The following is a 13434-nucleotide window of genomic DNA, read 5'->3' on the forward strand; positions in this document are numbered from 1 at the left end:
CACTAATCAATTCTAAATAAGGGGGGGGTATCACTTATTTGTCTGATGCGTACAACATAATTTGTATCAGCTAAAGCCATTATTACTTCTGTATCGCTATGGCTGAGTATTTTCATGGATTCAGATAATTGGAACAATTGGGAATAATCATGTTCTTCTTCGGATTCAATATTGTCAAACAGAATAACTGCATCTCCAAGATAATAGAAATGCCGATCGATTTCGACGCCATGATACATCGAGTTGAAGCCGAGAACATAGTCATATTCATTTGTAAGAGAATAATCTATTATGCCGGTTTTTGAACTATTTTCAGCTGTAGGAGAGTAAGTTTTGCCATCAACGAGAATTGTATTGTGTGCCTTGGATGAAATAAAATAATCCCTATATTTATCTCCGCTTATATAATTATACCAACCAGGATCCACGAAAATATCATGGCCCTTGGAATAAAGCATAAAAGAACAATCATCAGCATGTTTATGTGTTTTGCTGCTATATCCTGCTTTGAACATACACCATGTTGAATCAGGGAAATTTTCCGCAAGCCAGGCCGATTTGCCGAAATAATAGCCGGAAACTGGATATATACAGGAACACGAATCAGGCTGTGTCCCTGATTCCCCTAAAGTAGAGGAGTAGATTAAGTGCTCATTTCCGTATTGAGACAAATCTTTGTAATGTGTCGATTCATAATCGGGTATAGAGTTTGTATCCCCAATTTCTGCAATAGTGCCGTTAGGTTTTATCATCCAGGACATAAACTCAGCTGAACCATAAATATCGGCATAAAGCTCTTCTCCATAGGAATCTCCAAATTGAGAAAGAAAATTGCTGATATCCAGAAATAACTCCATAACTCCGAAAGCGTATCCAGGTGAGTTTTCCACATGTACATTTTCAGCGTTAAATGCATAATCATGTTGTGCCTGTAGACGTTCTTTTGCCAGCGCCACCCATTCGTCAGACCGTTCATTATTTAATAAATAGGCAATATAAATCAGGGCTCTGTCCTGAAAGATTCCATGATTGTGATTTGAAGTATATTTTTGCGGATTTGCGAGAAATTCCGCATGCTCGATTAAAAGATTGTCTATTGTCTGGATGAAAGCATCATCCGCTTTCCCGGCTTTTTGCATTATAAGGGCATAATAGATAATGGTTTCTGAACGGAGAGCTGTGCCATGATCGTACCAGAGGAAAGGATTTCCCCCGGAAGAACAATCCGTATAAGAAATCCAGCTGTCCAATATTGCCTGTGCCTGTACAAGATATCTTTCGTTACCCGATAATTCATATCCTCTTGTCAGATAAGCGACAGGATTTAAGCATTGCAGGTACAACTGGAAAGTATTTGGCGAATTGGAATATTGTACATTCCAGTCAAATTGGCTCATATCATCCGGATTGTATGCAAGCATATCTTCCGATGAATACAATACAATCATTTTGCCTTCCATTATCAAATCCGCAATTTCTATCACATCGGAATCCGCAGGAAAATCAATGGGACAGTTAAACTGTTCCAGCGTAATGCCCCAGGAAAAAGCAGTTTGCTCAATCTGTGACTCATGGATATCTTCGCCTTTTGCGCAGCCTATAAGTAATAGGAACAATATCAAAATACAAAATAGAATTTTTTTTCGGCATAGCAAAATCATAGGTTTGAATCCTCCAATTGAAGCCCAATATAGGAATTTATTTCACTCAGTACTTTCTGATAATATTCTTTTTGGAAATGTATCGGGGATAAGCCCCATTTGTGCTTTTGGTAAGCGTAATATCCTCTGGATATATCAATGTTGCATGTTTTTCTTTGGAATTTATTATGGATATATTCATACATATATTCATATAAATAATTGTCATGTTTCACCCGCCCTACAGTATTTTGGTCAAATGGATGTACCTCTCCCGAATCGTCTATATAACATTCGGCACCATATACTCTATGCAGAATAATTTGCTTTGCAGAGTAAAGTGTCATGAGTTTATCGCAAAACTTATCCAGAAATTCATCTAAGTTTTTTCCATCTATCTTATAAGATATTTCACCACTATTCAGGCACACACTCTCTTTACGAGCAAAGGAAACATGTTCAGGCAATAGGCCGCTCTTTTGGCATTCCAGACTGTAAGTCACATAACTGCCCTTATATTTTGCCAATTGGAAACGCTCATCTACCAAATCAATTAACATGTATTGCGACTTTTTGTGACGAAGCAAAGTGAAAGTCAATTTATTAAAGTCATTAAAAACCTGTTCTTTCTGAAATGCAGAGTCAAGTCGAATTTCGCTCTCACATACAGGAATAGACGCACTCACCGCTGAAACGACCGACTGGCGGGCTATATAATATATCAGCTCTATATTCTTAGAGTATTCTAAAAGATCACGGGACACACAGCTTCCAAAGATACTTATTGTACTTGACGGATAAGCCTTTGCCTCTTCCAGGGGGGGTAGAACCTGAATAGGATAGCTTGTATAAATCAAAGGGGAATCTTCTGCCTCCTTAATAAAAACGGCAGCATAATAAATGCCATCCTTATTGATGCCGAAATCACAATTTGGTATGTTGCTATACCATTTCGTTTCTACTTTGACTCCGTTACGGAATAAATAGAATGCATACTCAGCGTTGCCGTATCTTTTGGAAATCGCCGTTTCAACATGAATATAATTATTTCCTTCTTTCTGGCTATGCTGAATTGTGATAGCATTCTGGCTGTCCATAGTAATCGGTCCCTCCTTGAGAAATATGTTTCTATATCATTTATGTGGGTCAATTAGCATAAGTTCCCTGTCTATGGTATGTTCTTTTGACGTTTGGCTTCGGATTCGCGCCGCGGCATTGGCCGACATTTGCAAAAACAATTCGGGCTTATGGTATAGTTCATCTATTCCATCAGCCATTGCCATATAATCTTCCCCAGATGTCAAAATTCCACAAGTTTCGTCCACAAATTCAGGAATTGCCGCTATTGCATTTGTAATAGGAACCAATCCGCTTGACATAGCTTCATCACGTGATACACCTTGGCTGTCCCAACGAGTTGGTACAAGAAATAATCCATATTCTTTGTGTAACTCGGCTATTTCATTTTGATGCAAAAAACGTCTTTCACATAGTACATTTTTATATTTTCTTAAGGATTTAATTACTTTATCAAATAAAATACCATCTCCAAGTATTCTAATGTTTAACTGATTAAAATAATCCTTTTTTGCTAATTCGTGTATACATTTTACAGTTAAGTCATTGGCATATTGATTGCTTGCAAAAGGGCGGATAGATAGAATTTTAGTTCTCTGTTCAGCTTGTTTTGGCACATAGTTAAACAGCGCTGTATCAATACAATTATGTATAATTGAATAGCTTCCTTGAGGAAGATGAAGATTGTAATCTTCAAATATTTCCGTTGCAAAAGTTTTCGATACAAAAACAAAATGTATGTTAGGATATTCTTCTATATGCTCAAAAATATCGTTCCACATGCTTTCTTTTTTTTCTGACGCAAGTTTGGCTTGTGTTTCTTCTTCGGAATTCTTGTAATTGTATTTTCTGCGCCACCATGGATGTATATCAGAACCATGGCACCAAATCAAGATTTTAAGCTGTTTGGTATAATGCCTAAGCACATCCCACATCATGGCATCCAAAAAGTGAACACATATAATACCTATTTCGCCACTGTCTAATATTGATGTCAACATAGTTTGGCCACCATCAACTACATTAATTCCATCAAATTCTCGATAAGAATCTTGGATTTGCGGATTTATTCTCATAACATCAAAAGTGTATCCTTTTTCCTTATAGCAAAGTATTCTTTTATGGACAAACATGTTGCGATACAATGCTTCATGTGTAGGATATTGATTGCTAATCACCAATACATTAGATCTGCACAAAAAACATGCCGCTTCATCTACAGATCCAATGCCACTACCTAATATAATTTTATGGACAATAAAAGAACCAGTTCCCTTTGGACGAAAACCTAGTTTTATGCTCTTAGAGCCAGCTGGTACAGTTAAATCTGTTGTTATTTTTGCTTTGGGATATTGTGGTTCAATTTTTTTCCCTTCCGAATCATAAAAAACACAGACACAAATGCAATCTAAATCACCTTCTGCATCAAACTTTACTTTCAATACGTTTTCTTGTACTAAATTTTCCAGGAAGTAGTTTTGGTTAGTGAAGATATATTCATGAACCCCCTCCTGTAAATGTGAAGTAATTTTGAAGCTATTTCCAGCTGTTTCGCATACAATTCTTTTAGAAGCTTTCATTTGTTGTGCCAAGGTATTGCCTATGATAATTTCTACAGGGGTGCCGGACAAGTCCTGGGAAGAAATTTTTTCGGCATTGTTTTCAATCTTTTTTAGCGGAATTCCTTTGTCGCAGATAACCAAATCATCTACAAAGGCACATGAATCTTTTGAATAATTGGCACAATAATTAAATACATCAATCGTAAAGAGGTTTTCGTTATTCCATGTATTATCTTTTTCTCCTACCTGCCATAAAGAAAAGCCGGATGTCAATTCCGTGCCGATAATAGAACGCCGCGATTGAAGAGTTGGAACCATGCAATATGTTTTTTGAGATGCCTGTAAGGTATACTGACCATGGTCGAAATCATAATACATTGCCTTACCGATGCCGGAATATGCCCCATAACGGCAGGTCAGTGCCAAGTCAGTTAAATAGTTGGGGCCATAATAGTCATCGCCGCATAAGCAGGCATAAAAATCAATCTCCTCCAAAGAAGCGGAAATATCCTCTGCCTCTTTCTGTGTGAGATTTATAATATCAGCTGTATCATTTACGGTCTGCTGACCTAAAATATATAATTTTTTATGCGGATAGCTTTGGCGCTGGTAGCTCTTGAGTGCATGCGCAACCTGAGATTCATTATCGCAGCGTGCAACCATGGCAATCATCGGCAATTGGGGTTTCAGGTTTACTCCAAATACTTTTTCTACAATGTAATTCAGACGGTCTTCGTATAAATGTTCGGACAGAACTGCCCTTAATCCGGCCAGGCGATACTTTCTGGCAGTATGGGAGTCAGAACAATATTCCTGCAGACAATGTTCCATAGTGCGGTCGTCATCTGTACATATTGTTAAATCACCAAAATAATTTTTCAACCCTCTGGAATAATTTCCAATCGTAATAGTATTGGAAGCCATCATTTCAAATACTCTTCTGGCAAACATGGTCTGTGACTGTTGTACAGAATTCATATTAATGCCATACATATAACCTTTATAGGCAATGTCTATTTGACTGGATGGAAGACTGCCTAAAATGTAGGGATTATAACTTTCGGGAAAAGCATGTTCCGGTCGTGCGTTTTGATAATTTCTATCATAAATGTCCAATCCTTTTGTACGGATAAATATCTTTGCAAATTTGTCAAATATTTCCGCCCGATGCTTATATTTGTGATAATAAGCTCCAGCAAAGCAAAATTTGTCCTTTCTCTCATATTTCTCAATTGGGTTATGGAGCAAAGGCTGAGCTGCAAAATGGAGATGATACACTCGGTCATGTTCGAGTTCGGTTTTATACCTTTGTACACAATCGATGTCAGTAGTGAATACGATATCGGCCATAGAGGCAGTGGTCATAAATTGCGCTGTATAAACTGGATCTTCCTTATTCCAGAAAACGACAGGAATATTCTGATGATGGCAATAGGTTGTCAGCTCATAGATTTCCTTGCTGCTTCGGTCTATTTTTCGGTACCATAAATCATCTTTGCCTTTCCAGGCAGACTCGATAAAAAGTAAATCAGGATCAAAATCACGAATTTCGCTTTCCCAGTTAGCTGGTGTCAGTTCCAACAGCTGACATTCGGGGCGATAGCTTTCAAGAGTAAACTGATCCATGATTGCGGCAACGCGAAGTTCTTTAAGAGACTTTGCTTTCAGGGAAAAAGAACTTCTGGACACATTTTTATCTATCAGAGAATCCAGTAAGGCATTATTTCCTTGTTTCTGCAAATGGTCAATGATTATTTGACGATGCTGTTTTATCTTTTGAATTTGTTCTTCTATCTCGTTAATGATGTTCATGACAGTCTCCTATTTTAGAATGTTTAATACTCTAAGGCGATAATAAATTTTCAAAGCCAATTTGCCATACCATTTGCTGGATAATTTGGCCCAACGTTGTTTGTACAGCTCATTTTCCTGTCTTAGTAGCTGCAATTCTCTTTGCTGGGTCTGTATGAGATGTTTGGCACGCAACAGCACCTGAACCTGTGAATCCTGGGAAAGTATTAGGTTTGCTAATTCCTGAGCAAACTTATAATCCTGAGTTTGGATTTCTTGTAGCTGATGCTCCAATCTATTCTTTTCGTTCTTTATTGAAAGTAGGTATTCTTTCTGCTCTTTTGCTTTTTGTTCAACATAGAGCAAATCCTTTTCCTGTTCTTGAATCTTTTGTCTGACATAGAGCAAATCCTTTTCCTGTTCTTGAATCTTTTGTCTCACATGGAACAATTCCTCTTTCTGCTTGGCATTATACTGCTTCAAGTCCTCAATAATAGCGTTTTTTGCGTTTACCCATCCCTTTGTGGTGATATAATTTTGATAATATTTATTGGTACGGTTCAGGTTATTGAAATGTTGTGCCAAAATATTCATAATATCTGCATTAGGGATATTGGCATGGCGTATTGGAGCTAAAAATAGTACATTAAAGCCTTCTACATCAGCCATAACATAGTTCATAGTCAATAAAGAATCAATAACATGGCGGAAAGATTCTTCTGATACTTCAATCCATAAATCAGGATGGTGCAGTTCTATTACATGCTGCATACCGGCCAGCACGCTTTCCTCGAAGCCTTCTGTATCGATTTTGACAAAGTCGACCTGACTCAGCCCGCGTTCGGATACAAATGAATCAATATCGGTTATGCTGATATCTCCGGAATCGCTTATATTTGTGTCAAGTGTGGTCGCTCCATAATTATCTTCAGAAAAGTTCAGTACATTGGAATATCCTTTGCATGCGCCCACACCATAATTTACCGGAAAAACATTTTTCAGAGAATTGTTTGCAATATTATTGGAGAGCCTTTCATAATTGACATTATAGGGCTCGAAAGAATATATTGCGGCATATTGCATATTTTTTGCCCAGAAGAGAGTATGGTTTCCGAGGTTGGCACCGATATCAAGTATAAATTTGCTGTCTCTGATATAAGGAAGCCATTTTTCCAATATGGAATTCTCGTAAAATGAATTTTGTTTTTTTATGGTCTCAAAGACATAATCGCCTTCGATGCCCTCTATGATCAAATCATTTACTGAGGCAGCAGAAATCTTTTCCATACGGTTCTATTCCTTTCTGAAATGAACAAAGATTAAAACAATTCCATGTCTTCCACATCTTTGCACTTAACGCAATGTGTATTTTCGCAATAATTCCACTCATCAATATAGAAGACTTTTCCCCATAAAGCATTAAGGGTAAAAAAATCCCATATTGTCATCCGGGATACAAACTCTATATTGATAATGGCGCGTCTGACAGCAACATTATCCCCATAGCAATAAGGAGTCCCGGAATGATGGTGCAAAGCGCTTTCCGTGATAGAATAAAACGCATTTTTCCCGATGATTCTGGAATCGCAGTATCGGAGCGTATATATGAGGTCGTATAAATAGTTGGGAGCATAATAATCCCAAGGATGAAAATAAGCAATATATTCAGAGGACACGGTATCTCCAAGAAGACTTTGCATTGTGTGTTCATGAGAGCTAATGTCAGGTGTTCCCAGGGCCAACTCATCTCCATAGAAGAGAAACAGCTGTTTCTTATCATAAGTCTGGGCCTTGAATTCTTCTATAATCCATTGATATTCCAGTTCGTTTTGAACCTGTGAGATAACTGTAATACATGGAAGAGATTTTTTCAGACTGAGGTTGTATACAGTTTTGACTATATCGCTTAACCGGTCTTCATATAAATGCGCTGTTAATATTTCGCGTAAACCCAACAATCTATATTTATGAACGGCAGCCTCTGTGGCACAATAGTTTTCCAGTTTATCAATTAAAACGTTTGCATCATTCGTACATATAGTTCTGTTCCCAAAATAATTCTCCAGTCCTTTAGCATAGTTTCCAACTGTAACCGTGTTGGATGCCATAAGTTCAAATACCCGCCGGGAAAACATCGTGCTGGAGGAAGTGACTGTATTCATGTTGATGCCAAAAATATATCCTTTGTGTGCCTTTTCGATTTCATCTGCCTTTAAATTTCCTAAAATGTAAGGCTTATATTTGGAGGGGAATTTATAAGCCGAATGCCTTTTCCCATATTCTCTGTCATAAATCGCAAGACCTTTGGTTGAAAGAAAAACCTGTGCAAAACGTTCAAATACCTCCGCACGTTCCGGATAACAGCGATAATAAGCTCCTGCAAAGCAAAATTTATCCTGACGATTACCGATTTCGATTGGATTATGGATTCTGGGCTGTGCAGCGAAATGTAAGTGATAGATTTTGTTCGTTCCCAGGCGGGAACGATATTGAGGAATCATATCACTGTCTGTGGTAAAAACAAAATCTGCTGTTTTCGCTATAATCAGAAAATCTTCAAAATGAAAAGGATCTTCTTTATTCCAGAAAATAATTGGAATATGCTTCTTATGGCAATAACTTGCCAGCGCAAAATATTCTTTGCTGCCATGGGCGATTTTGTCTTTCCATAGTCCGTGGTTTCCGTTCCATGCGGATTCTACAAAAAGCATATCCGGCTGAAAAGAAGCCAGTTCCTGTTCAAAGTTATCTGGACTGACTCCAAAAAGCACACATTCGGGCTGATAACAAAAAAAGGTAAATTCGTCCATGATGGCAGCAATCTTTAACTCTTTTAAGGTAACAGCATCTGTATGAAATTCCGGAGTATCTAAATTCAGAGAAATCCCTTTATCAGAAAGAAAGCTCTCTATACGTTTTCTGGCTGCAAGGATGCTTTTACGTTCATATCCTAGTTCCCCATAATCAAATTTCATGCACTTACCTCATTTGCCGTAACTTATGATATAAATGATACAGCCTTAATCCTGCTCTGCTGAGCGGGTTGTTGGTAAGGAGAGATAATTTTCTTTCATATTCCGTATTCTTTTCGGATAGAAAATCATTTTCTGCTTCAAGGATGCGAAGTTGTCCTTTTAAATCTTGCAGGTATTCTTCTGATTTACGAAGTTGCCTTGCACATTGTATCAATTCAGACTGATATTCTTTTTCCCAATTATTAGATAAAATCATTTGCTTAAATATTTTTCCTGATATTCTGATAAAGTAGGTTTAAATTCAGCTCTTTCACTGTTTGTCATCGCATTGAATTCCCGCGCAAATCCGCAATAGGGTGCAATGATTCGGGATGGAACATCAATTCCCAGAATATTCCCACGATGAAGCCATAATACCTTGTCACAAAAGGTTTCCATCTGAGTGACGGAATGGCTTACAAATAGGATGGTTTTTCCGTTTTTCTTGAATTCATCCATTTTTGCCAGACATTTATCGGAGAAACTGTTGTCTCCAACAGCTAATGCCTCGTCGATAATCAAGATATCAGGATCCATGTGTATGGATATGGAAAAACCCAGGCGGGAGCGCATGCCGCTGGAATAGGTACGCAACGGCTGCTCGATATGTTCGCCAATATCGGCGAATTCGATGATGTCATCCCGGATAGCGATGATCTGCTTATCGGTCAGTCCCATCAGCAGTCCCTTGTATCGGATATTTTCCAAACCTGTCAAGTGATTTTCCATACCTGCATTGGCGGACAGCATATTTACTTCTCCGGTGACTTTTATGCTCCCTTTGCTGGGAGAGGTGATTCCCGTTATGATACTGGAAAGAGTGGATTTACCGGAACCATTCATTCCGATAATTCCGGTAATTTCTCCTTTTTTAAATTCCAGATTGATATCCTGTAAGGCGGTGAACTGTTTTGGCATATAGCGAAAAGAAAAAAGGGTCCGCAGCCTTTCGCGGTCGCTTTTGAACATGGGATATTCTTTCCACATATTTTCTATCTTGACAGCTGTTTCGCTCAAATCAATTACCTCTATAGCAAATCGATAAACTGTTTTCTGAATTTCATATGCATATTGCTTCCGATTACAAATAGAATGAGAGTAATACTCCAAAAATATAGCATCTGTCGCCAGTGGTACAATAATCCATGGGGATAGAGCAGGCTTTCGCGGTATCCTTCCACCAGGTAATAAAAAGGATTCAGCTTCAATACAAAAACCAAAGTAGGATTCAAAGACAGCTGACTCCATACGATTGGGGTGATATAGAACAACAATCGTATGGCAGAACTGAGGAACTTCTGAAAGTCTTTGAAAAGTACTGTAATGGAAGAGAACAGCAGCGACAAGGCAATTAAAAAGCATAGTCCACTGAACATGAAATAAATTAGCTGCAGATTTCGCAGGGAGAATCTGACTCCTGCGCAAATCATGACAACAAATATCACTAACAATGCCCAGATATGTCCTATAAACTGCGATAAAACAGTTTTTACCGGTACAATGGCGAGAGGAAAGCGCATCCGTTTCAATATGTTGGAATAAGCATATATGCTTGTAGCCGAGGACTGCATTGCGCCGCTGATATAAAACCATGGAATAATACCCGCTATCATCCAAATCAGATAGGGATAATCATCCTGAGGGGAGGCTTGCCTCAGCCCTATGGCAAATACGAACCAATATACAAAAATCTGTAGGGCAGGGTTGAAAAAATTCCACAAGAACCCAAACATAGTACCATAATTTTGAGCTTTCAGTTCATAATTAGCCAATCGTATCAATCGATAACGGTTCTGCCAATTTTCTGTTATAACTGTTTTCACTGATTGAAACATATACCGTTTTCCTATTTTTTATATTGATAGATATTACCATAATTAATAATCTCAAGTCCGCTGCCAGGCTGTTCCTTTACAATGTTCTTGGTATCAAATAGAACAGAATGGCGCATTTTTTTGGCCAGCTCTCTGTGAGGCAGTTCTTTGTATTCATTGTGGTCGACTAAAACAAGTATTAAATCTGCATTTTCCACGGCCTGCTCCAGTGTTACAAAATCGGCTCTGGCTACATGGGAATCATGAACCGCAATGTTCATGCCCTCGTTTTTGAGCAGGCTGATGATTTCCAATGCAGGGCTTTCGCGTATATCATCCACATTCCCTTTATAAGTAGCTCCAAAGACGGCAATCTTGGGGTTTTCGATTTCCTTTATGAGCATCTTGGCCTTATCCGCTACATATGCCGGCATGCTGCAGTTGGTATCCCTGGCCAGTTTGATAATCTGAGCCCGTTCGGGTGCCTTGGCATAAATGAAATAAGGATCAATTGCAAGGCAGTGTCCGCCAACTCCAGGCCCGGGCTGATGGATGCTGACGCGTGGATGCTTATTGGCCATTTCTATTACATCCAGGCAGTTCACATCCAGCTCGTAGCAGATTTTTGCCAGTTCATTAGCCAGGGCGATATTCACATCACGGAAAGTGTTTTCCATACATTTTGAGAGTTCTGCAGTCTTTGCTTCTGTCCTGATGATTTCACCTTCCACAAAAGCAGCATAGATATTTGCAGCATGCTCTGTACAGGCGGGGGTAATGCCGCCGACGATGCGATTGTTGTGCCGTAATTCATAGAGAATCTTGCCGGGCAGGACCCTTTCCGGACAGTGGGCCAGATAGATATCCTTTCCAACGGTGAAGCCGGCCTCCTCTATGATGGGCTTGACAAAATCATCCATCGATTTCGGAGCAATGGTTGATTCCACGATAACAGTGTTATCTTTTTCCAGATAAGGGATGACAGATCTGACTCCCTCCAATACATAAGTGAGGTCACAGCTTAAAAGCTCGTCATCATGATTAGGGGTAGGGACTGATATGATATAAGCATCAGCCTTTTCTGGTTTTGTGGAGGCCCGGAAGCTTCCTGATTCAACACATTCCTTGATGACATCCTCAAGGCCGGGTTCCTCAATATGGATATGTCCCTGATTCAAGAGTTCTACAACCTCCTGCTTAATGTCGACTCCGACAACCTCGCAATTGTGACTGGCAAACATTGCCGAAGTCGGCAAGCCTATATAGCCTAGGCCGATAACACATAATTTCATCTTCTCCTGCTCCTTGTATCTTAGTTCTTTTGTGCCCAATCCAAAATTGCTGCTACGATTCGCTCGCTGGCATGTCCATCGCCGTAGGGATTTACAGCCTTGGCCATTTTGTCATATGCCGCATCATCCGTCAGCAGCAGCTTTGCGTTTTCATAGATTGCCTGTCCGTCAATGCCTGCGACTTTTACTGTTCCTGCGTCTACAGCTTCCGGTCTTTCGGTTTCCGTACGCAGTACCAGCACTGGGACTCCACAGGAAGGCGCCTCTTCCTGAAGGCCACCGGAATCGGTCATGACCAGGTGGCTTCTGGCCATGAGATTGTGCATATCTTCCACATCCAGGGGATTAATCAGATGTACCTGCCCCATATCTCCCAGGATTTCCGTTGCAATATCCCTCACCGCAGGATTCATGTGTACTGGGTAGACGACTTCTATATCCGGAAAATCCTCAACGATTTTCTTTACAGCCCGGCAGATATTCCGGAGGGGTTCTCCCAGGTTTTCTCGCCGGTGCGCGGTCATCAGGATACAGCGTCTTCCGGTGAAATTGATGGCACTGATATCAGTATCTTTGTACCGGTAATCTTTCTTTACGGTAGTCCGGAACGCATCGACAACTGTATTCCCCGTCACAAAGACCCCGTTTGTGATTCCTTCAGCCTCCAGGTTCTTCCGATTGTTCTCTGTGGGGGCAAAATGGAGGCTTGCGATTCTTCCGGTAAGGCTCCGGTTCATCTCCTCAGGGAACGGCGAGTATTTGTTGAAAGTCCGCAGCCCTGCTTCTACATGTCCTACCGGAATCTGCTGGTAGAATGCCGCCAGGGCAGATACGAAAGAGGTCGAGGTATCGCCATGTACCAGTACAATGTCAGGGGCCTCCTGGGCCAGGATGGGCTCCAGCTTTTCTAAGATGGAGGATGTAATCGTGGTCAATGTCTGCCTTGGGCGCATGATGTCCAGGTTGTATTTGGCTTTTGTGCCAAATATATCCATGACCTGCTGGAGCATCTCTCTGTGCTGCCCTGTCAGGCATACGGTGCTTTCTATTTCTGGATGCTTTTCCAGTTCTTTTACCAGAGGACACATCTTGATGGCTTCCGGTCTGGTTCCAAATATGCTCATTACTTTGAGGGCCATGTTGGTTCCGTCCTTTTATCGTTTGATTGTTTTTGTGGGGAAATGCCAGGGGGATATCTGCCAACCTCTGATAATCCGCCATTATCATGCCTTGATCACAAGCAT

The 13434-nt window shown here is 40.0% G+C and carries 10 protein-coding genes; all 10 read right to left on the reverse strand.

Translation table 11 applies throughout. The features are described 5' to 3' along the window. Positions 1–2 precede the first annotated feature (2 nt). Genes NFS35_RS12925 through wecB form a run of 10 tightly spaced genes read right to left on the reverse strand, consistent with a single transcriptional unit; the run spans position 3 to position 13329 of the window. Positions 3–1661, reverse strand: a complete 1659-nt coding sequence (locus NFS35_RS12925; protein ID WP_251207543.1) for a heparinase II/III domain-containing protein — start codon at positions 1659–1661, stop codon at positions 3–5. After that, the gene (locus NFS35_RS12930; RefSeq protein ID WP_251207544.1) at positions 1658–2737 is read right to left on the reverse strand and encodes a DUF6270 domain-containing protein; all 1080 of its coding nucleotides are present in this window, start codon (positions 2735–2737) and stop codon (positions 1658–1660) included. The genes NFS35_RS12925 and NFS35_RS12930 overlap by 4 nt, the downstream gene beginning before the upstream one ends. Before the next feature lie 36 nt (positions 2738–2773). After that, a complete protein-coding gene (locus tag NFS35_RS12935; RefSeq protein WP_251207545.1) occupies positions 2774–6091 on the reverse strand; it encodes a glycosyltransferase family protein in 3318 nt (1105 codons plus the stop codon). 9 nt (positions 6092–6100) lie between these two features. Then, positions 6101–7357: an FkbM family methyltransferase gene (locus tag NFS35_RS12940; RefSeq protein ID WP_251207546.1), complete on the reverse strand. Its 1257-nt coding sequence runs from the start codon at positions 7355–7357 to the stop codon at positions 6101–6103. 32 nt (positions 7358–7389) lie between these two features. Further along, entirely contained in the window at positions 7390–9045 is a 1656-nt protein-coding gene (locus NFS35_RS12945) for a CgeB family protein (protein ID WP_251207547.1), read from the reverse strand. Between the two features lie 4 nt (positions 9046–9049). Continuing rightward, the gene (locus NFS35_RS12950) at positions 9050–9301 is read right to left on the reverse strand and encodes a hypothetical protein (protein WP_251207548.1); all 252 of its coding nucleotides are present in this window, start codon (positions 9299–9301) and stop codon (positions 9050–9052) included. Beyond that, on the reverse strand, positions 9298–10071 hold the full coding sequence (locus NFS35_RS29885) for an ABC transporter ATP-binding protein (RefSeq protein ID WP_408629637.1): 774 nt from the start codon (positions 10069–10071) through the stop codon (positions 9298–9300). Before NFS35_RS29885 ends, NFS35_RS12950 begins: the two co-directional genes overlap by 4 nt. Before the next feature lie 41 nt (positions 10072–10112). Beyond that, positions 10113–10919 (reverse strand): ABC transporter permease, encoded by an 807-nt coding sequence (locus NFS35_RS29890; protein WP_408629634.1) that lies wholly within the window; start codon positions 10917–10919, stop codon positions 10113–10115. A gap of 11 nt (positions 10920–10930) precedes the next feature. Continuing rightward, complete coding sequence (locus tag NFS35_RS12960) at positions 10931–12190, reverse strand: nucleotide sugar dehydrogenase (protein ID WP_251207550.1); 1260 nt, start codon at positions 12188–12190, stop codon at positions 10931–10933. A 20-nt stretch (positions 12191–12210) separates the two neighbouring features. Next, complete coding sequence (wecB, locus tag NFS35_RS12965; protein WP_251207551.1) at positions 12211–13329, reverse strand: non-hydrolyzing UDP-N-acetylglucosamine 2-epimerase; 1119 nt, start codon at positions 13327–13329, stop codon at positions 12211–12213. Between the last annotated feature and the right edge of the window lie 105 nt (positions 13330–13434).

The organism is Acetatifactor aquisgranensis (assembly GCF_943193215.1).
In the GTDB taxonomy this organism is placed as follows: domain Bacteria; phylum Bacillota; class Clostridia; order Lachnospirales; family Lachnospiraceae; genus Acetatifactor; species Acetatifactor aquisgranensis.

Excerpts from the sequence above, each read along its gene's own strand:
- NFS35_RS12925 (WP_251207543.1), bottom strand. The coding sequence starts at position 1,661 with ATGATTTTGCTATGCCGAAAAAAAATTCTATTTTGTATTTTGATATTG.
- NFS35_RS12930 (WP_251207544.1), bottom strand. The coding sequence starts at position 2,737 with ATGGACAGCCAGAATGCTATCACAATTCAGCATAGCCAGAAAGAAGGA.
- NFS35_RS12935 (WP_251207545.1), bottom strand. The coding sequence starts at position 6,091 with ATGAACATCATTAACGAGATAGAAGAACAAATTCAAAAGATAAAACAG.
- NFS35_RS12940 (WP_251207546.1), bottom strand. The coding sequence starts at position 7,357 with ATGGAAAAGATTTCTGCTGCCTCAGTAAATGATTTGATCATAGAGGGC.
- NFS35_RS12945 (WP_251207547.1), bottom strand. The coding sequence starts at position 9,045 with ATGAAATTTGATTATGGGGAACTAGGATATGAACGTAAAAGCATCCTT.
- NFS35_RS12950 (WP_251207548.1), bottom strand. The coding sequence starts at position 9,301 with ATGATTTTATCTAATAATTGGGAAAAAGAATATCAGTCTGAATTGATA.
- NFS35_RS29885 (WP_408629637.1), bottom strand. The coding sequence starts at position 10,071 with ATGTGGAAAGAATATCCCATGTTCAAAAGCGACCGCGAAAGGCTGCGG.
- NFS35_RS29890 (WP_408629634.1), bottom strand. The coding sequence starts at position 10,919 with ATGTTTCAATCAGTGAAAACAGTTATAACAGAAAATTGGCAGAACCGT.
- NFS35_RS12960 (WP_251207550.1), bottom strand. The coding sequence starts at position 12,190 with ATGAAATTATGTGTTATCGGCCTAGGCTATATAGGCTTGCCGACTTCG.
- wecB (WP_251207551.1), bottom strand. The coding sequence starts at position 13,329 with ATGGCCCTCAAAGTAATGAGCATATTTGGAACCAGACCGGAAGCCATC.